The following is a 19,232-nucleotide window of genomic DNA, read 5'->3' as shown; positions in this document are numbered from 1 at the left end:
ATACTTCATGAATACACTCAAAGCCGGCTCTCCTGCTCCTGCTTTTTCTCTTCTCGACCAAAACGGCGATACCGTGTCATTGTCGGATTTCGCTGGCAAGAAAGTGCTGTTCTACTTCTATCCTAAAGCGATGACGCCAGGCTGTACAGTTCAAGCACAAGGTCTGCGTGACGTGAAAGCCGAGCTAGATAAGCACAATGTGGTGGTGTTAGGGGTAAGTATCGACCCAGTGAAACGACTCGGTAAATTCATCGAACGTGACGAGCTCAACTTCACCTTACTTTCCGATGAAGACCACGCCGTCGCCGAGCAGTTCGGTGTGTGGGGCGAAAAGAAATTTATGGGCAAAGTGTATGACGGTTTGCACCGTATTAGCTTCCTTATCAACGAAAACGGTGTGATTGAACACGTGTTCGACAAGTTCAAAACGAAAGACCATCACGAAGTGGTTCTGAACTACCTGAATGAGAAAGCCTAACGATTGCGTTTGCCACCCACTCATCGCGCCTTACCGTGAAAAAGTGGGATAGACAGAATTACAGAGACAAAAATGCCAGCAGAAATGCTGGCATTTTTACTATCAAAGGCAGGAACTACACAATGAACTTGTTGAGAATCGCGTCTTGCTCTCGTACGTTCTCAGTTTGAACCTGCATGGCAATACTGGCCTCTTCCGACGCGTTGGTCACCTGTGTCGAGAGATCTTTGATTTTCACTGTGTTGCTGTTGATCTCTTCTGCAACCAAGCTCTGCTGCTCAGCCGCCGACGCAATTTGCATATTCATATCTGAGATTCGCTGAATCGCATCACGAATACGTTGCAGTGCACCATCGGCCGCTTGCGCTTTGTCTACGGCATCGACCGCGGTCGCTTTACTTTCGTTCATGGCGGCCGACACTGAGCTCGCACCCGCTTGTAGCTGCTCAATCATGTTGCGGATTTCGGTCGTTGACTCTTGGGTTCTTTGCGCCAGAGTTCGAACTTCATCAGCTACAACCGCAAACCCACGTCCCGACTCACCCGCACGCGCAGCCTCAATCGCGGCGTTCAGTGCCAATAGGTTGGTTTGATCGGCAATGTCATTGATGACCTTCAAAATGGTCTCAATGTTGGCCGTCGCCGACTCAAGCCCTTGCACTTCTTCAACCGCTTGATCGATTCGAGCAGACAGCATGTCGATCGAGGCTGTAGTGTCACTCACTACCGAGGTGCCATCAAGGGTTGCTTCATCGGCCTCACGCGCGGCAGCCGCAGCACCTTGTGCATTGTTGGCTACTTCCGTCGCGGTGACCGCCATCTCATTCATCGCGGTCGCCAACTGTTCAAGCTCTTGTAACTGACTGCGCATTGCTTCGGCAGATTCGTGCGAGCCTTGAACCGTCAGCTCTGTGCCGCGTAAGATCTCTGCACCAATCGCTTTTGATTGTTGAATCTGTTGCTGCAACGTTTCCGTGAACTGGTTAAAGCCATGCGCAAGCTCGGCAAATTCTTTATCTGTGTTGGTATCAAGACGTTTGGTCAAATCCCCTTGCCCAGATGCCACATCTTGAATCGCCGCATTGAGTGTCCCTAGTGGGCGCATCAACACTTTGATGAGGAAGGTCAGGCCAAGAATACTCAGCACCACACCGATAATCACGTAAATGATCGAGCTATTACGCATATCGCTGATGGCTTTAAACGCGATGCTTTCATCGACAATCGCGCCAATGTACCAGTTTTCACTGGGAACATGCGCCAATTTAATAAGGAAATCTTTACCGTCTTGTGTGATGCGCTGTTCGCCCTCTTGAAGCGTCACTTCAGGCAGGTAGGTCGACAAGTTCTCGCCGTTAAAGTCCGAGTTAGGGTGCGCAATAGTCGTGCCATCACCTGAGATAATAAACAGATAACCCGCATCATGAAGATTGGCTGTGTTGACCAAATCCGCCAAGCCACCCAGTTCCATGTCATAGAACATACCGGCGACCATTTTGCCGTTTTCTTTCACTGGCGTGCCGATCGAGATAATGACTTTCTTCGATGAGACATCCACGTATGGCGCGGTGACAATCAACGCCCCTTTGGCTTTCGCATCTTTATACCAAGGACGAACGCGAGGGTCATAACTCGAGTCGGCTTCCCAGCCATCGTCATTTTCTACCAGAGACCCATCGGACTCATAACCATATCCAACAGCAAGAAAGCTCGATTTCAAATTAGGCTGTTCAAGGATTTCACTCACACGTGCTTTATTGAATGGGTCTAACTGCAACACTTCAGTCGACGAGCGGGCCAACGATTTTTTCGCTTCCATCTCGGACACCACCGTGCTTCTTACACCGTTAACGATTTCGCTCAAGCTGACATCCACCAGCTCCTCAACTTCGTTTTTCACAATGGACAGTTGCTGGACGGACAACAGGGCGACCGTCACAAATAGCAGCGCGGACGATGCGGCGACAATCTTTTGACTAAATCTCATAACTTCCCTCGAAAAATGTATAGGTCGTTCGTATTATTGTAGTTATATCTATCGACTGTGCTGACGTTGACTTGAGTAAATTCTTATAGAAACGATAACTTGTAAACAAAAAGAGTGAATTTTTTCACTCAACCCTTCAATATTTCATCGCTCTATCAGGCAACTCCTACCTAACTGTATAAATCTAGCTGCATAAACCAGATAATTCAAAAGTACTAGTCGACTTTTTTGTCACCTAGCCCTTATGCAACCTCGCCTCGTCCACATTGGGTTTGTTCGGCACACCTCCCTTGGCAATATCGAGATTTTATCGAATGAAATTCTGCCGCTAATATGAATAGTGCATAAAAAATAACGCCGCTAGAGTTTTAACTCTAGCGGCGTTATTTCATCGACAACTGACGACTTACTAAGAAATAATATTCTCTTCTTCACTACTCGGAAGAGCCCGCCATACTGCCTTTACCAAGGTGGCCAGAGGAATCGCAAAAAAGACGCCCCAAAAACCCCACAATCCGCCAAAGACTAAAACGGCAACGATGATCGCCACCGGATGTAAGTTGACCGCTTCAGAAAACAGAACCGGAACCAACACATTGCCATCTAACGCTTGGATAATACCGTAAGCCAACAGCAACCAGTAGAATTGTGGTGTGAATCCCCATTGGAACAATCCTACCATGGCCACTGGCAAGGTAACGGCAGCCGCGCCAATATAAGGAATGAGTACAGAGAGCCCGACAGACACCGCCAATAACACCGCGTAGCGCAGATCCAAAATCGCAAACGTAATGTAGCTGACGCCACCCACAATCAGGATTTCCATCACTTTACCGCGAATATAGTTGGAGATCTGCTCATTCATCTCAAGCCATACTTTGTTGGCGAGACGACGATTTCTCGGTAGTACGCCACTGGCCATCTCAAGCATCTCTTGCTTATCTTTCAATAGGAAAAATACCAACAGTGGTACGAGTACCAAATACACAGCCAATGTGGCCAAGCTCACCAAAGAGGCCAACGACCCTTTGACAACGCTTTCTCCCATTCCCAATACTTGATTTTTCGTGTTGCTCACCAGAGATTCGACGATCTGGAAATTTTCAAGTTCTGGATAGCGCTTAGGTAACTCGGCAATGACTTTTTGTAAACCGACATACATGGTGGGAATATCATTGATGAGATTACCGACCTGTTGCCAAATCGTCGGTACCAGACCAAATACAGCCACCAGCATGATGCTGATAAAGCCCAGAATCACTACCACCACCGATAAGGTGCGGGGCAGCCCAACTCGGGTCAACTGATTGACCGGCCATTCCAGTAAATAAGCCAACACGATCGCCACTAACAAAGGCGCAATCAAGTTGCCGAAAAAGTAGATAGTAATAAAACCAAAGAGCAGTATGGCCACTAGGCTCACGGCATGAGGATCAGAGAAGCGTCGCTTGTACCAGCGATTGATCATTTCGAGCATTTAACTGTTTTCCCTTGTGACATCTAGACAAAGAGTAACATGCAAAGCAAAGTGGCCTTCTTGGGGTTGGCAGTCATGTAGCCACCCTTTCGCCGTAACAAAACGCTGAATATCCTTCAGCGATTGCGGGTCAGAGGTAAGAAGTGATGCTGAACTCTGCTCATGAAGCGATATGAGGTAACGTTTGGCTAATAACAGCGCCATCGGGCACCGCTCCTGGCGCAGATCCAAAATATTGGGTTCCATTCTTCCGCTCGATGCATATTATATCGTGAAGTATTGTATAGTGTTTTTTTAAAAGAGACAGTGTAAATAGAGGCGGCTAGGCAAACTTTGACCGCTATTTGACTCTCCCTCAACCAACTAAGAGAATGACGGGTAAGACAGGGAGACCACCGAGACATTGCACTCGAAACCAACCGCAAAACTCGGTGTCCAAGCAGTAAGTGCAGCTCAGCTTGCTGTCGAGACAATATCCACGGAGCATTTCAGGAAATTTATGCTTAAACGTACGCGTTCTATCGTTTGCTTGTGTGTAGCGACTGTTTTAGGGACATCTACCGCCAGCTTCGGCCCTGTTACACCGGTGTATGCCAACACACTAGACTTGCCCGACATTGGTACCGCCGCCAGCGGCACCTTGACGATTGCACAAGAGATGCAATACGGCGACGCCTACATGCGCATGTTGAGAAACGGACAGCCGATCGTCAATGACCCAGTCCTCAATGAATATATCGACGCTTTAGGCCATCGATTGGTGGCGAATGCGGACGATGTGAAAACCCCCTTCACCTTTTTTATGATCCGCGACCGCAACATCAACGCCTTTGCCTTCTTCGGTGGTTATGTCGCGTTACACAGCGGATTATTTTTGCATGCACAGAGTGAAAGTGAACTCGCCTCCGTCGTGGCGCACGAAATCGCCCACGTCACGCAGCGTCACTTAGCGCGCAGTATGGAAGATCAAGCCAGACGTTCACCTGCCACCATGGCGGCTCTCGCGGGAGCTCTTCTACTCGCGATTGCGGCGCCAGAAGCGGGAATTGCGGCCATTACGGCCACAACGGCAGGCAGCATGCAGGGCCAAATCAACTACACGCGTTCGAACGAAAAAGAAGCGGATCGCTTTGGCATCGCCACCCTGGCGAAAGCGGGATTTGACGTCAACGCCATGCCACGCTTTTTCAGTCGCTTAGCGGATGAGTACCGTTACGCGAGTACGCCACCGCCAATGCTGCTCACTCACCCTTTACCTGAAGATCGCATCACCGATAGCCGAGCTCGTGCGCAAAACTATCCGGCAAGACGGGTCGATTCGTCACTCGATTATCATTTAGCGCGTGCGCGTATCGTCGCCCGCTATGCGGGTATCAGTTCGAAAGCGGCACTCGATTGGTTTGAGCGCACTGAAGCAAAAGCAGAGCCCGAGATTAAACGCGCATTCCAATACGGTCGAGCCCTAGTACAAATGGACAACAACCAACTCGACGAAGCGAGCAAAACCCTGCATGAACTGTACAAGCAGCAGCCGAACAATCATTTTTATCTCGATGCGATGAGCGATCTCTATATCGCGCAAAAAACACCCGAGAAAGCCAAAACGCTGTTAGAGCAAGCTCTGAAAGCAACGCCAAACAACCCCGTCCTGACCATCAACTACGCCAACGTCTTGATGCAAATGGATAAGAATCAAGACGCGTCCAAAGTCTTGCAGCGCTATACCCACGACAACCCAAATGATGTCAACGGATGGCACTTGCTCTCGGAAGCCAGCATTCATTTAGGTTACAGTGACGAAGATTTGGCCGCGCGTGCGGAGATTTTGGCGCTGAAAGCCAACTGGAACAAAGCGATTCAGTACTACACCCAAGCCAGCCAACTCGCTGACCTTGGCAGCCTAAAACAGGCGAGATACGATGCACGCATTGACCAACTTATGATTCAGCGTGATCGCTTTATGGCGCTGCAATAACAGAAGATCTAACGATAACAATAATGGAGAAAGACTATGTCTGTCGTGATTTATCACAACCCTCGCTGCTCAAAAAGCCGTCAAACACTGGCGCTATTGGAAGAAAACGGTGTTGAGCCACACATCGTCAAATATCTTGAGCAAACCCCAAGTGTCGATGAACTCAAGACGCTCTTTAGCCAACTCGGCTTCTCTGAAGTTCGTGACATGATGCGCACCAAAGAAGAGATTTACAAAGAGCTACAACTGGCCGATGCCGACGATGAAGCCCTGTTTCGCGCAATGGCGGAACATCCGAAGTTGATTGAGCGACCTATTGTTGTCAACAACGGTCATGCCAAACATGGCCGACCACCAGAGCAAGTGCTTGAGCTACTATGAGCTGCCGCCTGATTGTCCTCTACTACAGTCGGCACGGTGCAACCCGCTCTCTCGCACAGCAGATTGCGCGAGGCATTGAGTCGATTGACGGTTGTGAAGCGTTGCTTCGCACCGTCAACGAAATAGAGAGCGGCGATGATCCCCTCGATCCCATTATTAAGCTGGACGAGTTGAAAAACTGCGCGGGGCTGGCGATGGGCAGCCCTGTATGGTTTGGCAATATGGCTGGAGCGTTAAAGCACTTTTGGGATAAGACGACACCATTATGGCTAGCGGGCGATCTGATTGATAAACCCGCTTGTGTCTTCACGGCATCCTCATCCATGCACGGCGGCCAAGAAACCACATTGCAGTCTATGATGTTACCGCTACTGCACCACGGGATGTTGATTTTGGGGATTCCTTATTCTGAGCCAGCTCTGCATGCCACACGCTCTGGAGGCACGCCTTATGGCGCCAGTGCGGTCACGACACATCAACCACGCACCTTGTCGCAAGACGAAATAGCATTAGCTCAGCAAGTCGGCAAACGTCTGGCCCGCTGCGCACGTCAATTAAAGGAACTCTAACCATGCAAGAGATGCAAGCGACCACAAAACGATACCGTTTCATGGCGCTGCTTGGCAATCTGGCGCTGCTCGCTTGGATTGGACTGTGGCAATTATCGTTATCGCCTCACCCTCACCTCAACAGCACCACACTCGCGATTGCTTGGGCTATCCCACTGCTGCTGCCTATGCCAGGGATCTTGGCCGGCAAACCGTATACACACGCATGGGCAAACTTTGTTTTAATGCTCTACTTCCTACACGCTTTGACCATCCTTTGGATTGACGACGGCGAACGTTATTTAGCACTGGTTGAACTGCTACTCACCAGTCTCGCGTTTGCTGGGAACATCCTTTATGCACGAGCACGGGGACAAGAGTTGGGCATGAAACTAAAAAGATTGTCCAAAGTGGAAAAAGAAGAGCGTGCTAAGTTCGGCGCTGAAGATAAGTCTGAGGGATAAGGTCACGCTGATGGTCACCCATCTAGCCAACTCACCCTTATACTCCGGGTAAAAACGACAAAAGGGGCGGATCATCCAGCCCCTTTCTCATCTCAAATCTTGATGTGGTTTACTCTACTACCTCAATAGGTTCCATCTCCACACCTTCAGTCTCTGCCACTGCTTCGTTGGCAGAGACGTCACTGTCTGGCTGAATCAGTAGCGGCTCAGGTTGATACGGTTTACCTTGCCACTGGAAAAGCAGCACCGTTTCAGTCTGAATAAGCGGGGCTGAAGCAGCCAGCGAGCTCTCTGTCTCCACCAGAGTTGAATCGGCCGTCATCGTATCGCTAGACTGATTGAGCTCATCGCTGACTTGCGCTGGCAACGTTGGCGTGAGCTCCCCTACCTCGGGTTCAGTTTGAATAAACTGGGTCTCCAGTTGCGTCACTTCGAGTGCAGAGACCTGCTGCTCAAACTCTTCAACACTGGCAAGCAAGTGGACATCAAACGTCACCTGATTGCCTTGAATTTTGATGATGTCTAACGAGGCGACTGAGCTCAGTGCCTTGAGTTTATTCTCAAGTTGGAAAAAGCCCATAGCATCATTGAGTTCAATAAAGCGTGCTTTCACGGACTCAGAAGACTCACTCGCCACCAGCACCGCACTCTTTTTCGCGTAGTAATCGCTGATTTGGTTGATCATTTTATTCGCCGCATCTGCACCATTATTGGCGCCGCTGATCGGTGCTTGACGAGTCACCCCTATAGTTGCCGGCTTTTGATCGTATAACGTCCAACGTAATGATTCGCCTTGCACTTTCACCACTAGGACGGCATCAACCGGGTAGCGCTGACTCGCTTGACCCACTGGCTGAATAAAGCCGCCCCACAAGTCTGAGACAGCCACTCCGGTAACGTCATCAAAATCGCCAACCGGTACGGTCACGGGCAAGCCTCGCTCTCGCGCTTGCTGCTGCAAGTTGACCAGTGTCTCAGAGCGAGAGTGCTCCCAGATGATGGTGCGATCGTAGGGCGTCTCTTCCACCATCCAGACTAAAACGTTCGCACGTGTTGCTGGCCAAAGCGGCAATTGCGCTTGACTGAGTAGAGAGCGAATATGAGGGCCGCTAAACGACATACGCAGTGAGGTCTCCTCACCGATTTTGCCGTAGCCGAGTTGAGAAACGTACTGAGCGCTCTGAGATAGGGCCTTCTTGACGACTTCGTTATCCGCAGCTTGCGGATCGCCAGACGCGCGAATGATGACTTGCTTCATCCCAGCTTCGCGAGCTCGGGTATCGGCGTTATTCTCGCTTTGATCGATGACGATTTCAGCTCGGTAAAGATCCACATTGGTCAAGGCCATCGCTGGCAAACCCATCAGTCCGAGCGCGAGTAAAGCTAAACGGCGCATACATTTCCTACATCTAATCGAATTCACAAACAGCGATGATAAGCAACTATCCGCTGCGGGGCAACTTTCCCGGTCGGTTGGCAGCAGCAAGCGCGATATGGCTAACACTCTCCTCATAGCAACGCTCGGAGTGAAATAACAACGAACGGAGTAAGCGCAGCTCACCTGCCTATTCAAACGAGCAATATTTGATCAAGCTCAGATTGCAATCGTTTGCTTTAATGTTAAAATCTCGCGATTTTATTTTTAGTACCCATGCTCTATCGCTATGTACTAGACCGAAACTATCCGCTTTACAAAGGAATGACGACATGAAAAATGCCATTCAAGGCGCACAAATGCTGTTTGTTGCGTTTGGGGCCCTGGTTCTCGTCCCGCTGCTGACGGGACTCGACCCTAGCGTAGCCCTCTTCGGTGCTGGCCTTGGTACCTTACTCTTTCAATTAATGACTCGCCGCTCTGTTCCCATCTTCCTCGCCTCCTCCTTCGCTTTTATCGCCCCTATCCTTTACGGAGTACAAACCTGGGGTGTACCAGCCACTATGGGTGGTTTGATGGCCGCTGGCTCGGTGTATGTCGCACTGGGTGGTCTAATCAAACTTCGTGGGGTTGAGATTATCCATAAATTGCTGCCTCCCGTTGTGGTTGGGCCGGTCATTATGGTGATTGGTCTTGGATTGGCGCCCGTCGCCGTCAATATGGCACTGGGTAAAGGGGGCGATGGCACGCAACTGATTGATGGACAAGCGGCGCTAGTGATCTCTTCTGTTTCACTGCTCACCACGATTCTACTGAGTGTCTTTGCCAAAGGCTTCCTCAAGCTCACCCCTATTTTGGGGGGCATTGTGGTGGGATACTGCCTGAGCTTGGGCTACGGCATTGTCGATTTCACGCCGGTCAAAGAAGCGGCCTGGTTTGCGCTACCAAACTTCACGGCGCCTGAATTTAACATTAACGCCATTCTATTTATGATTCCCGTTGCCATCGCGCCAGCGGTGGAGCACGTTGGGGACATGCTGGCCATTTCAAACGTCACCGGAAAAGATTACCTGAAAAAGCCCGGCCTTCATCGCACGATTGCAGGGGACGGGGTCGCGACGATGGCGGCATCACTGTTTGGTGCGCCACCCAACACCACCTACTCTGAGGTGACAGGTGCGGTTATGCTGACCAAAGCCTTCAATCCTGTGATCATGACCTACGCTGCAGTGACGGCTATTGTCCTTGCGTTGGTCGGCAAGCTTGGCGCTGCGCTGCAAACCATCCCTATGCCAGTGATGGGCGGTATCATGATTCTATTGTTTGGCTCAATTGCGACCGTAGGATTGAACACCTTAATCAAAAATCACGTCGATTTGCACAAATCTCGTAACCTTGTCATCGTTGCCATTACCTTAGTCTTTGGTATTGGTGGTATGGCGTTTGGCATCGGTGAGTTCAGTCTCCAAGGCGTGAGCCTGTGTGGTATCGTCGCGATTGTGCTAAATCTGGTTCTTCCAAAAGACCTGGGTGAAAACCACGTCGTCGACAACGCACAAATGGAAGAGGAAGAAGCGCGCTAATCCACGCTCAGCCTTCACAAAGATTGGCAAACTGGCCCTGGGTCAGCTTTGCCAAATCTTGCGCCGCCAATTCGATTTCCAACCCTCGCTTACCAGCACTGACACAGATCGTTTCACGCTCCAACGCACTTTGATGGATAAACGTCGCCAATCGCTTCTTTTGCCCGAGCGGGCTGATTCCGCCCACAATATACCCTGTCACTGTTTGCGCAATAGCCGGATCGGCCATCTCTGCTTTTTTAGCCTTTGCCGCTTTTGCCGCCTGCTTCAAATTGAGTTTTTGGTTAACAGGTATCACAGCGACAGCGAGGTTTTTCGCCTCACCATTGAGTGAAAACAGTAGAGTTTTAAACACGCTATTGGGATCTTGCCCTAATGCTTGTGCGGCTTCGAGCCCGTAACTCTCGGCACGCGCGTCGTGCTGATACTGGTGTATTTGATGAGGAATTTTGTGTTTTTTAGCAAGATTGATGGCTGGGGTCATACACACTCCGAGAATAAAAAAAGCGCAGCTCTAGGCTGCGCATTCAGTTAATAAGATTTAGCTTGTTAGGTCAATTACTTGTAGACCATCTCACCTGCTGGTGCGTATTGGTTTACATCTACTGGGCTGTTCGCCTCTAGGTAGTCTTTGAGCACTTCTGCATCAACGAAGCCCGTGTTGACGTGACCTGGGTGGTCCGTCAGCTTAGGATAGCCATCGCCCCCTGCAGCATTGTAGCTTGGTACGGTGAAGCGGTAAGTGCCGTCAAGACGCAGCTGTTTACCACCGATAAACACGTTTGACACTTCACCGTTTTCCACCGTCATTGAAATGCCAGCAAACTGAGCGTAAGCGCCAGAGTCCACTGGCTTGGTCGCTACAACGTTGAGGTAATCCAACACTTCTTGGCCAGACATATCGGTGTAGGTCAAAATGTTGGCAAACGGCTGAACCGTTAGCACGTCTTTGTAAGTCACGTCACCGCCTTCAATCGAGTCACGCACGCCACCTGAGTTCATCACAGCAAAATCCGCTTTGGCGCGTTGCATGTGCGAGGTCGCGATCAAACGGCCTAAGTTGGTCTGTTGGAAACGAACCACATTGCGATCCCCTTCCAGCTTGCCATTGGTCTCTGCGATCTTCACATTCAACTGAGCTTGACCTTGCTCTTGGTAAGGACGCAAAAACTCGAGCAGTTCGCTGTCTTCGGCAATCTCGTCTTCGATAAAGACGCGTTTTGATTCGCCATCCACTTTGACTTTTTTCTTCAAGTTGACCGGAATCAGGTCGTAGCTGACCATCTGCAGTTCACCGTTACGGAACTCATAGTCCGCGCGACCGACGTATTTGCCCCATTCGTGCGCCTGGACGATGTAAGTGCCGTTTTGCATGTCCGGTTTACACTCATCGGATGGCGCGAAGTTTTTCTTCACGACATTTGGCGCTTCCATACAGACTGGTTCCTGGGAGTGACCACCTACAATCATATCCAGAGAACCTTCATCTAGGTAACGAGCCAGAGCCACATCACCCGGTGCGTTCACGCCACGCTTACCATCTTCGTAGTGGCCCATGTGAGTCACAGCGAAAATCAGATCTGGCTTTTCCGTTTCTTGTAGCTCAGCGATCAGCTTCTTCGCTTCTTCTTTCGGGTCGCGGAAATCGATGCCACCAATAAACTCTGGGTTACCGATTTTCGCCGTATCTTCGGTAGTTAAACCGATGACGGCAATCTTAATACCTTGCTTATTGAACATCTGGTATGCCTGGAACATACGCTCGCCCGTTGCTTTGTCGTAGATGTTAGCGGACAGCATCGGGAAGTTGGCCCACTCTTTTTGCTTGAACAACACCTCAAGTGGGTTATCAAACTCGTGGTTACCGAGCGCCATCGCATCATAGCCGATTTTGCTCATGCCTTTGAAATCGGGCTCCGCGTCTTGCAAGTCAGATTCTGGCACGCCAGTGTTGATGTCACCACCAGACAACAGCAACACACTGCCGCCTTGTGCGGTGATATCGGCACGCAACTCATCGATCAGAGTTTTACGCGCGGCCATCCCATACTCGCCGTATTTGTTCTGCCAAAAACGACCGTGATGGTCATTGGTGTGAAGGACGGTGAGCTTGTACGTTGTGTCTGCTTCCCACTCGTGCTGCGGTGCGGTGGCACAGCCAGCCAGAGTTGCCAGAATTGCTGCGCTTATAGCGCTTTTTACGATCAGGCGTTGCTTCATTGTCATACCTTTTGAACTTGGGGGTTTCCACTGCCGAAATTACTGTGCTCTCAACGAGTTAAACGGAGTCAAAAAACGGCTCTGAGAACAGTAAAACTTGAACTAGTTTAAATTAAGGGTTTTTGCGCAACAGTCTGTTTTCATATTTATGATGTCTAGATCACTTTATTTCGCTTGAAAGGATGAAACAAACCACAGAGTTTTCATTGACCGCATCAAGCGATCACAGGCAAACGTTTAGCTTATTGATGGTCTCCCAAGCTTGATTTTGCGACAGAGAGCGTTTAACCAACAGTTTTTCACCCATTGTCCAACGTTCACCGCCAATAAACGAAAAAAGCCAGCAAATGCTGGCTTAATCGATGTTTTTCGCGACAGACTATTTAATATCGATCGGCGCAAACCCCTTAATCAAATCATCAAGGGCTTTCATTTGCGCCAAGAAAGGCTCCAGTTTATCTAGCGGCAGTGCAGAAGGACCGTCGCAACGCGCCTTATCTGGATCAGGGTGAGCCTCGATAAACAAACCGGCGATACCGGTTGCAAGGCCGGCTTTCGCAAGCTCGACCGTTTGCTCACGACGACCACCAGATGCCGCGCCAGACGGGTCACGCATCTGTAATGAATGGGTCACATCGAAAATAATCGGGCTACCGTTGGAGGCTTTTTTCATAACGCCAAAGCCCAACATATCCACCACCAAGTTGTCGTAGCCATGGCAAGAGCCACGCTCACACAAAATCACCTGCTCATTGCCACACTCAGCAAATTTCTCGACAATATTGCCCACTTGACCTGGACTCATGAATTGCGGTTTCTTGACATTGATGACAGCGCCCGTTTTCGCCATCGCTTGCACGAGATCGGTTTGACGCGCAAGAAACGCAGGCAACTGAATAACATCAACCACATCGGCAACAGGCTGAGCTTGCGCTTCAGTGTGGACATCCGTGATAATTTTTACGCCAAATGTCTCTTTGAGTTCTTGGAAAATCTTCATGCCCTCTTCTAGACCTGGACCACGGTAAGAGTGTACCGAGCTTCGGTTGGCCTTATCAAAAGAGGCTTTAAATACGTAAGGAATGCCGAGTTTGTCAGTAACCTTCACGTAGTGCTCACAGATTTGCATCGCAAGATCGCGCGACTCGAGCACATTCATGCCCGCAAATAGGGTAAACGGCTTGTCGTTGGCAACGGGGATATCGCCAACCTGAACGATTTTCTGTTCCATTTTGTTCTCTCTTTATTTAGTCACTGCGCTTAACAACCACAGTGGTTTGTGTGCGTTGGCGGCAAACACCGCCTAGCGCTAGTGTAAAGTGACGCGCGTATCGCTCATCGCGTTGACTTGACTCTTGAGCAGTTCAGACGCCGGGTCATCAGGGCATTGGTCAATAAAATACTGATAATCATTGAGTGCAATTTGATGACAATCAAGCTGCTGATAGATAAAACCACGGTCGCGGATCTCATAAGGGTCATCCGGGACAAACGTCAGCGCCAAGTCGGTACATTTTAACGCTAAAGTGTAGCGCTCTTCACGCAGCAGCGCCGATTTAATCAATGCTAGCCAGCGACCAATCACGGTTGGATTGTCCGCTTCTTTAAGGTGTTCAGATTTGAGTGTCGCCAACGGACCACTGTGCCCTATCAACCAAGCGCCCAACGTGTGCTCACACACGTATTCGCCATTAAAAGGATTGATATAACGTGCCGGCTCACCAAACCACTCCAGTTTGAGCAAAAACTGGGTAGGAAACGTGACGGCCTTAAGAGGAAAGTCCAGTTGACGGCCAAGATAAAGCAGCAGCGAGCCTAAACTCACCGGAATCCCCTTACGCCGCTTTAGCACTTTATCGACAAAGGCATTAGCAGAGTCGAAGTAGGCATCTTGATCGCCGCGAAACCCCCACTCATGGTAGAAAAGTCGCAACAACGCATCAAAACGTTGCTTCTCATCATACTCGTGGCTTAGCGCCAGCTCAGCCTCTTTCAACAAACGAAGTAATTCTGCCTCTGCCCACGCCACTTGAGTGTCTGAATTGATGGCTTTATTCAATGCCAAAGCGCCTTCTACCAGCTCCATTGCATCAAAATCTTCGTCAAATAACTCCAGCATATCTCGCCTAACCACCTGTTTTGTTGTCTATCTTAGTGTTTCTCTCGTTCTGGTTGATTAACCAAAAAACATCGGCGTTTTGGTGACGGCGACTTTGCCCGCCATCGCCAACCACCCGAGCGCGCCAAAAAAGGAGAACGTGCGCAGCAGTTTGTTTCGGCCCAGTTTCAAGGCGAAAAAACCAAGGGCAATGTACGCCAGCACGCAGGTTAACTTTTCTGTTAACCATGGGGCCGCTGGTGTGAACGGGATGAAGCCCGTGATGACAATCAGATAAATACCTGACAACAGCAAGAAGGTGTCATTAATGTGAGGAAACACTTTGAGAAACTTGTTCTCGAGTAGCTTTGAGTTGGCCATCATCAGTGCAAATCGTACCGAAAGCAACGTGGCGCTGATGGCAATGGTCAATAGGTGAAAATGCTTTAATCCTTCGTACATGTTCTCTTCTCTATTTTTTATCTCTATGAGTCAGCAACGTGGCAACCTACGGTTACTCGATCGTTGCCGCCGTAATCCTTGAGGGTGTCGATTTGGCGATAGCCATTGGCTTGCAGAATCTCTCGCACCGCCTTACCTTGTTCAAACCCATGCTCAAACATCAACCAGCCATTGGGCAGCAAATACTCGCGCGCCGCTCTCGCGATCCATTTGATGTCTGCGAGGCCTTCATCCTCAGCCACTAGCGCACTCAAAGGCTCAAACCGCACATCACCTTGCGTCAAATGTGGGTCACTCTCTTCGATATAAGGAGGATTAGAAACAATCAAAGCAAACTGCGTACCAGCTTCAATAGGTTCGAACCAACTACCCGCTAAGAACGCAGCATTGGTGATGCCAAGACGCTCTGCGTTGCGAGTGGCTAAGTCACGTGCGTCATCCTTGAGGTCAACCCCGATTACCTTACGCTGAGGGCACTCACTGGCTAGCGCCAAGGCAATGGCGCCCGTTCCTGTGCCCAAGTCCAGAATCGGCCCTTCAATGTCTGGCGCTTTATCGAGCGCAATTTCGACTAAACGCTCAGTATCAGGCCGTGGGATCAAGGTCGATGGCGAGACCAGTAGTGGCAGAGACCAAAACTCTCGTTCGCCCAAAATATACGCCACAGGCTCTCCCGCGCAGCGACGCACTAATAGCGCATCTAAAGCGGCAAGCTGCGCGTCGTCGAGTGTTTTTTCTGGCCAAGTGAACAAAAAGGAACGCGGTTTCTCCAACGCGTGGCAAAGCAGTACCGCCGCATCAAGCGCTGGCGACTCACTGCCGCTTTGCTCAAGTTGCTGCGTCGCTCTCGCAAGCACTTGTTCCACCGTGGTGATAGTCATATCAAGCTCATCTCCATTCCGTAGTAACGGAATGCCATTAATGGTTTTCAGCTAATGCGGCTAACTGATCCGCTTGGTGCTCTTGTATCACTGGGTCAACCAAGCTCACCAAATCCCCTTCCATCACTTCGTTCAAACGGTAAATGGTCAGGTTAATACGGTGATCAGAGACACGGCCTTGCGGATAGTTGTAGGTACGAATGCGATCGCTTCGATCCCCTGAACCCAACAGGTTGCGACGAGTGTCTGACACTTCAGCCGCACGTTTCGCTTCTTCCGCTTGAATGATGCGCGCCGCCAACACCGCCATCGCTTTCGCTTTGTTTTTGTGCTGAGAACGCTCGTCCTGACACTCGACTACCGTGCCTGTTGGTAAGTGAGTAATACGAATCGCCGAGTCCGTGGTGTTAACGTGCTGACCACCAGCACCTGACGCTCGGAAGGTATCAATTTTCAGATCTGCCGCTTTGATTTCAGGAATCTCCGCTTCTGGAATTTCCGCCATCACCGCGACGGTACATGCTGAGGTATGCACACGACCTTGCGACTCGGTTGCCGGTACGCGCTGCACGCGATGACCGCCTGACTCAAATTTCAAGATGCCATAAGCGCCTTCACCGCTCACTTTAGCAATCATCTCTTTATAACCACCATGCTCGGCTTCACTGGCAGACATCACTTCGATGCGCCAGCCTTTCTTTTCAGCAAATTTGCTGTACATACGGAACAGGTCACCGGAAAAAATGCCCGCTTCATCACCGCCCGCACCCGCACGAATCTCGAGGAAGCAGTTGCGATCGTCATTAGGATCTTTTGGCAGCAGTAAAATCTGAAGCTCCGCTTCCAGACGCTCAATCGCGTCTTTGGCCGCTGAGATCTCTTCTTGCGCCATTTCACGCATCTCTTCGTCGTCTTCATTGGCCATATCTTGCGCCGCGACTAAGTCTTCTTGAGCTTGTTGGTAAGCCTGGAAACACTGAGTGACTTCTTCAAGTTGCGAGTACTCTTTCGACAGAGCACGGAATTTATCTTGGTTACCGATCACATCCGGATCGCCAAGTAAGTGTTGAACTTCTTCGTAACGTTCAACCAGTGTTTCTAGCTTAGTTAGAATCGAGGGTTTCATACTGTATTTCTCAAGATAGGGTAAGTGGGCACAATCAATAACGTACGGGCACGGCAAAGTGAATCCGCTAGTTATCGTCTAGGCCTAAACTTTGTCTAATGATAGCAAGCTTTGCAGGCTCGCCCTGCTCCGCAGCACTTTGCATGGCGCGCGTCGGAGCGTGAATCAATCGGTTGGTCAATTTGTTGCTGAGTTCATGGAGCAGTTTTTCAGGATCGGCACCGGTTGCCAGTGCTTGTAAGCTTTTCGCCAACAACTCTTCACGAATGGCGTTCGCGCTGCGGCGATAATCGCGGATGCTATCTACCGCCTGCAACGAGCGCAGTGAAGACATAAACGCCGCGCTCTCTTCGCTGACAATCGCCTCAGCTTGAATAGCTTCCACTTTGCGCTGCTCGATGTTGCTGTCTATGATCGACTGCAAATCATCGACGGTGTAAAGGTACACATCGCTCAAATCGCCGACCTGAGATTCAACATCACGCGGTACGGCGATATCAACAAACAACATAGGACGGTGACGTCTTGCCTTGATGGCACTTTCCACCATGCCTTTGCCGATAATCGGTAGCGGGCTAGCCGTCGAGCTGATCACGATGTCGGCTCGACCAAGATGCTCTGGAATTTCCGGCAAACTGATGATCTCAGCGCCAAACTCGCGCGCCAGTGGCAAGGCCCGCTCGCGGGTTCGGTTAGCCACGATCATCTTTTTACAGCCATTGGCAGAGAGGTGTTTAGCAACCAGTTCAATCGTCTCGCCAGCGCCCACCAACAGCACGGTGGAGGCTTCAAGCGATTCGAAAATGTGCTTCGCCAACGTACAAGCGGCGTAGGCAACCGAGACCGCTTGGCCACCGATGTCCGTTTCTGTGCGTACGCGCTTGGCAACGGAAAAGGTTTTTTGGAACAGCTTCTCCATCGCACTGTCCACCGAGCGGTGTTCACGCGAATCGGCATACGCTTGTTTCACCTGACCTAGAATTTGCGGCTCGCCCAAAACAAGCGAGTCTAACCCGCACGAAACACGCATCAGATGCTTGATAGCGGCCTGCTCTTCATGGATGTATAAACTGGGCTTTAACTCTTCAGGGCTGACCTGATGAAACTGAGATAACCACTCAATAAGCTTGCTTTTACCGGAGGGTTTGACATCGCAGTAGACTTCCGTTCGATTACAGGTAGAGACAATCACGCTGCCATTGACGGCGGCATTGTTGCTCAGTTGCTTGAGTGCTTCAGGCAGCTTTTCCGGTCCAAAGGCAACTTTTTCACGAAGTTCCACTGAGGCCGTGTTGTGATTGATACCTATAGCAAGCAAAGACATGTATTCGAAGGTTCTCTGAATCAGGCAGTTAACAAATGAGGACGGAATTTTACTTTATGCCCCAAGTTAATGAAAGGGCATTGAGGATATGTTTTCATGAGTTCGTGATATCAATGATATAGTGATGCCCATGGCAGCAGAAGAAACGGACAAATTATCAGCAATGACGCTCTATTTGCGACCCCTAATCCTTGCGCTTATGACGCTTGTGTTACTTAATGGCTGTGCGACGATGGAAAGCACCACCAACGTGCAGTGGCAAACTCACCAACAACAGCTTGCGGCCATCGAGCAATACCGAGCCAATGGCAAGCTGGGCTACATCGCCCCAGACCAAAGACAATCGCTCAATTTCCAGTGGCACCATGCCAGTGAATCGAATCGCCTGAGGCTGACCACCTTCCTCGGCCAAACTGTGTTACTGCTAGAAGACACGCCCACCATGGCCAAGGTGGAGACCATGGATGAGCAAACCTTTCAAGCGCCGAATGCTCAAACTCTGATTGAACACTTAACGGGTCTGTCGATTCCCATTGATTATCTCCATGACTGGCTATTGGGCCGCCCTACGCAAGCCGACGATTACACACTCAACCCGACCAACACGCTCGCTACCTTAACCAAAACGGTCAGCGGCCAAACCTGGCAGTTGGAATATCAACGGTATCAAGATGTGCTCGTCTCCGGGCTACCCACACCGTTACCACAACGCATTGCCCTTCGCCAAGGTGACACGACCATCAACATCATTATTTCGACTTGGACACTGAACTGATGATCACCCAAACCACCACTTGGCCCTCACCGGCCAAACTGAATCTCTTTCTCTACATCACAAGCCGACGAGCCAATG

The 19,232-nt window shown here is 50.2% G+C and carries 19 protein-coding genes; 7 read left to right on the top strand and 12 right to left on the bottom strand.

Going from position 1 to position 19,232, the window contains the following annotated elements:
* Nucleotides 1-7 precede the first annotated feature (7 nt).
* Nucleotides 8-478 carry a thioredoxin-dependent thiol peroxidase gene (bcp, locus tag AC6R0L_RS06085; protein WP_500628590.1) on the top strand — a complete coding sequence of 157 codons (471 nt, stop codon included), beginning with the start codon at nucleotides 8-10 and terminating at the stop codon, nucleotides 476-478.
* A gap of 115 nt (nucleotides 479-593) precedes the next feature.
* Here the strand turns inward: bcp and AC6R0L_RS06080 are convergent, their stop codons facing one another.
* The 3 genes from AC6R0L_RS06080 to AC6R0L_RS06070 all read right to left on the bottom strand — a co-directional run bounded on the left by AC6R0L_RS06080 (nucleotide 594) and on the right by AC6R0L_RS06070 (nucleotide 4,188).
* On the bottom strand, nucleotides 594-2,465 hold the full coding sequence (locus AC6R0L_RS06080; protein WP_500628589.1) for a methyl-accepting chemotaxis protein: 1,872 nt from the start codon (nucleotides 2,463-2,465) through the stop codon (nucleotides 594-596).
* 409 nt (nucleotides 2,466-2,874) lie between these two features.
* A complete protein-coding gene (locus AC6R0L_RS06075) occupies nucleotides 2,875-3,942 on the bottom strand; it encodes an AI-2E family transporter (RefSeq protein WP_334551158.1) in 1,068 nt (355 codons plus the stop codon).
* Entirely contained in the window at nucleotides 3,943-4,188 is a 246-nt protein-coding gene (locus AC6R0L_RS06070) for a sulfurtransferase TusA family protein (RefSeq protein WP_500628588.1), read from the bottom strand.
* 253 nt (nucleotides 4,189-4,441) lie between these two features.
* Here AC6R0L_RS06070 and bepA point away from each other — a divergent pair, with 253 nt between their 5' ends.
* Genes bepA through AC6R0L_RS06050 form a run of 4 tightly spaced genes read left to right on the top strand, consistent with a single transcriptional unit; the run spans nucleotide 4,442 to nucleotide 7,310 of the window.
* Nucleotides 4,442-5,917 (top strand): beta-barrel assembly-enhancing protease, encoded by a 1,476-nt coding sequence (bepA, locus tag AC6R0L_RS06065; RefSeq protein WP_500628587.1) that lies wholly within the window; start codon nucleotides 4,442-4,444, stop codon nucleotides 5,915-5,917.
* A gap of 36 nt (nucleotides 5,918-5,953) precedes the next feature.
* Nucleotides 5,954-6,298: an arsenate reductase (glutaredoxin) gene (gene arsC / locus AC6R0L_RS06060; protein ID WP_334551161.1), complete on the top strand. Its 345-nt coding sequence runs from the start codon at nucleotides 5,954-5,956 to the stop codon at nucleotides 6,296-6,298.
* Nucleotides 6,295-6,867 carry an NAD(P)H:quinone oxidoreductase gene (gene wrbA / locus AC6R0L_RS06055; RefSeq protein WP_500628586.1) on the top strand — a complete coding sequence of 191 codons (573 nt, stop codon included), beginning with the start codon at nucleotides 6,295-6,297 and terminating at the stop codon, nucleotides 6,865-6,867. The genes arsC and wrbA overlap by 4 nt, the downstream gene beginning before the upstream one ends.
* Before the next feature lie 2 nt (nucleotides 6,868-6,869).
* The gene (locus AC6R0L_RS06050; RefSeq protein WP_500625742.1) at nucleotides 6,870-7,310 is read left to right on the top strand and encodes a DUF2069 domain-containing protein; all 441 of its coding nucleotides are present in this window, start codon (nucleotides 6,870-6,872) and stop codon (nucleotides 7,308-7,310) included.
* Between the two features lie 109 nt (nucleotides 7,311-7,419).
* On the opposite strand, the gene AC6R0L_RS06045 is transcribed toward AC6R0L_RS06050, so the two are convergent.
* Nucleotides 7,420-8,706: a DUF2066 domain-containing protein gene (locus tag AC6R0L_RS06045; protein WP_500628585.1), complete on the bottom strand. Its 1,287-nt coding sequence runs from the start codon at nucleotides 8,704-8,706 to the stop codon at nucleotides 7,420-7,422.
* A gap of 311 nt (nucleotides 8,707-9,017) precedes the next feature.
* Between AC6R0L_RS06045 and AC6R0L_RS06040 the strand changes: the two genes are divergently transcribed.
* The gene (locus tag AC6R0L_RS06040; protein WP_500628584.1) at nucleotides 9,018-10,268 is read left to right on the top strand and encodes a uracil-xanthine permease family protein; all 1,251 of its coding nucleotides are present in this window, start codon (nucleotides 9,018-9,020) and stop codon (nucleotides 10,266-10,268) included.
* Between the two features lie 7 nt (nucleotides 10,269-10,275).
* Here AC6R0L_RS06040 and ybaK read toward each other — a convergent pair whose 3' ends face one another.
* The 8 genes from ybaK to hemA all read right to left on the bottom strand — a co-directional run bounded on the left by ybaK (nucleotide 10,276) and on the right by hemA (nucleotide 18,379).
* Complete coding sequence (ybaK, locus tag AC6R0L_RS06035; RefSeq protein ID WP_334551167.1) at nucleotides 10,276-10,752, bottom strand: Cys-tRNA(Pro) deacylase; 477 nt, start codon at nucleotides 10,750-10,752, stop codon at nucleotides 10,276-10,278.
* Between the two features lie 74 nt (nucleotides 10,753-10,826).
* Nucleotides 10,827-12,488, bottom strand: a complete 1,662-nt coding sequence (gene ushA / locus AC6R0L_RS06030; protein ID WP_334551168.1) for a bifunctional UDP-sugar hydrolase/5'-nucleotidase UshA — start codon at nucleotides 12,486-12,488, stop codon at nucleotides 10,827-10,829.
* Between the two features lie 379 nt (nucleotides 12,489-12,867).
* Complete coding sequence (gene kdsA / locus AC6R0L_RS06025; protein WP_334551169.1) at nucleotides 12,868-13,719, bottom strand: 3-deoxy-8-phosphooctulonate synthase; 852 nt, start codon at nucleotides 13,717-13,719, stop codon at nucleotides 12,868-12,870.
* 78 nt (nucleotides 13,720-13,797) lie between these two features.
* Nucleotides 13,798-14,607, bottom strand: coding sequence for a SirB1 family protein (locus tag AC6R0L_RS06020; protein ID WP_500628583.1), 810 nt, complete (start codon nucleotides 14,605-14,607; stop codon nucleotides 13,798-13,800).
* Nucleotides 14,608-14,664: 57 nt separating this feature from the next.
* Nucleotides 14,665-15,048, bottom strand: coding sequence for a SirB2 family protein (locus AC6R0L_RS06015; RefSeq protein WP_500625738.1), 384 nt, complete (start codon nucleotides 15,046-15,048; stop codon nucleotides 14,665-14,667).
* Between the two features lie 23 nt (nucleotides 15,049-15,071).
* A complete protein-coding gene (prmC, locus tag AC6R0L_RS06010) occupies nucleotides 15,072-15,929 on the bottom strand; it encodes a peptide chain release factor N(5)-glutamine methyltransferase (RefSeq protein ID WP_500628582.1) in 858 nt (285 codons plus the stop codon).
* A gap of 37 nt (nucleotides 15,930-15,966) precedes the next feature.
* Complete coding sequence (prfA, locus tag AC6R0L_RS06005; RefSeq protein ID WP_500628581.1) at nucleotides 15,967-17,055, bottom strand: peptide chain release factor 1; 1,089 nt, start codon at nucleotides 17,053-17,055, stop codon at nucleotides 15,967-15,969.
* A gap of 67 nt (nucleotides 17,056-17,122) precedes the next feature.
* Nucleotides 17,123-18,379, bottom strand: a complete 1,257-nt coding sequence (hemA, locus tag AC6R0L_RS06000) for a glutamyl-tRNA reductase (RefSeq protein WP_500628580.1) — start codon at nucleotides 18,377-18,379, stop codon at nucleotides 17,123-17,125.
* Between the two features lie 163 nt (nucleotides 18,380-18,542).
* Here hemA and lolB point away from each other — a divergent pair, with 163 nt between their 5' ends.
* Nucleotides 18,543-19,154, top strand: a complete 612-nt coding sequence (lolB, locus tag AC6R0L_RS05995) for a lipoprotein insertase outer membrane protein LolB (protein WP_500628595.1) — start codon at nucleotides 18,543-18,545, stop codon at nucleotides 19,152-19,154.
* Nucleotides 19,155-19,232 lie beyond the last annotated feature (78 nt).

Source organism: Vibrio sp. R15-SG3-ISO1A, assembly GCF_059833955.1.
This window is presented reverse-complemented; position numbering and strand designations above follow the sequence as displayed.

Bases quoted from the DNA above. Each gene is read 5' to 3' on its own strand.
- bcp (WP_500628590.1), top strand. From the start codon at position 8: ATGAATACACTCAAAGCCGGCTCTCCTGCTCCTGCTTTTTCTCTTCTC.
- AC6R0L_RS06080 (WP_500628589.1), bottom strand. From the start codon at position 2,465: ATGAGATTTAGTCAAAAGATTGTCGCCGCATCGTCCGCGCTGCTATTT.
- AC6R0L_RS06075 (WP_334551158.1), bottom strand. From the start codon at position 3,942: ATGCTCGAAATGATCAATCGCTGGTACAAGCGACGCTTCTCTGATCCT.
- AC6R0L_RS06070 (WP_500628588.1), bottom strand. From the start codon at position 4,188: ATGGAACCCAATATTTTGGATCTGCGCCAGGAGCGGTGCCCGATGGCG.
- bepA (WP_500628587.1), top strand. From the start codon at position 4,442: ATGCTTAAACGTACGCGTTCTATCGTTTGCTTGTGTGTAGCGACTGTT.
- arsC (WP_334551161.1), top strand. From the start codon at position 5,954: ATGTCTGTCGTGATTTATCACAACCCTCGCTGCTCAAAAAGCCGTCAA.
- wrbA (WP_500628586.1), top strand. From the start codon at position 6,295: ATGAGCTGCCGCCTGATTGTCCTCTACTACAGTCGGCACGGTGCAACC.
- AC6R0L_RS06050 (WP_500625742.1), top strand. From the start codon at position 6,870: ATGCAAGAGATGCAAGCGACCACAAAACGATACCGTTTCATGGCGCTG.
- AC6R0L_RS06045 (WP_500628585.1), bottom strand. From the start codon at position 8,706: ATGCGCCGTTTAGCTTTACTCGCGCTCGGACTGATGGGTTTGCCAGCG.
- AC6R0L_RS06040 (WP_500628584.1), top strand. From the start codon at position 9,018: ATGAAAAATGCCATTCAAGGCGCACAAATGCTGTTTGTTGCGTTTGGG.
- ybaK (WP_334551167.1), bottom strand. From the start codon at position 10,752: ATGACCCCAGCCATCAATCTTGCTAAAAAACACAAAATTCCTCATCAA.
- ushA (WP_334551168.1), bottom strand. From the start codon at position 12,488: ATGAAGCAACGCCTGATCGTAAAAAGCGCTATAAGCGCAGCAATTCTG.
- kdsA (WP_334551169.1), bottom strand. From the start codon at position 13,719: ATGGAACAGAAAATCGTTCAGGTTGGCGATATCCCCGTTGCCAACGAC.
- AC6R0L_RS06020 (WP_500628583.1), bottom strand. From the start codon at position 14,607: ATGCTGGAGTTATTTGACGAAGATTTTGATGCAATGGAGCTGGTAGAA.
- AC6R0L_RS06015 (WP_500625738.1), bottom strand. From the start codon at position 15,048: ATGTACGAAGGATTAAAGCATTTTCACCTATTGACCATTGCCATCAGC.
- prmC (WP_500628582.1), bottom strand. From the start codon at position 15,929: ATGACTATCACCACGGTGGAACAAGTGCTTGCGAGAGCGACGCAGCAA.
- prfA (WP_500628581.1), bottom strand. From the start codon at position 17,055: ATGAAACCCTCGATTCTAACTAAGCTAGAAACACTGGTTGAACGTTAC.
- hemA (WP_500628580.1), bottom strand. From the start codon at position 18,379: ATGTCTTTGCTTGCTATAGGTATCAATCACAACACGGCCTCAGTGGAA.
- lolB (WP_500628595.1), top strand. From the start codon at position 18,543: ATGACGCTCTATTTGCGACCCCTAATCCTTGCGCTTATGACGCTTGTG.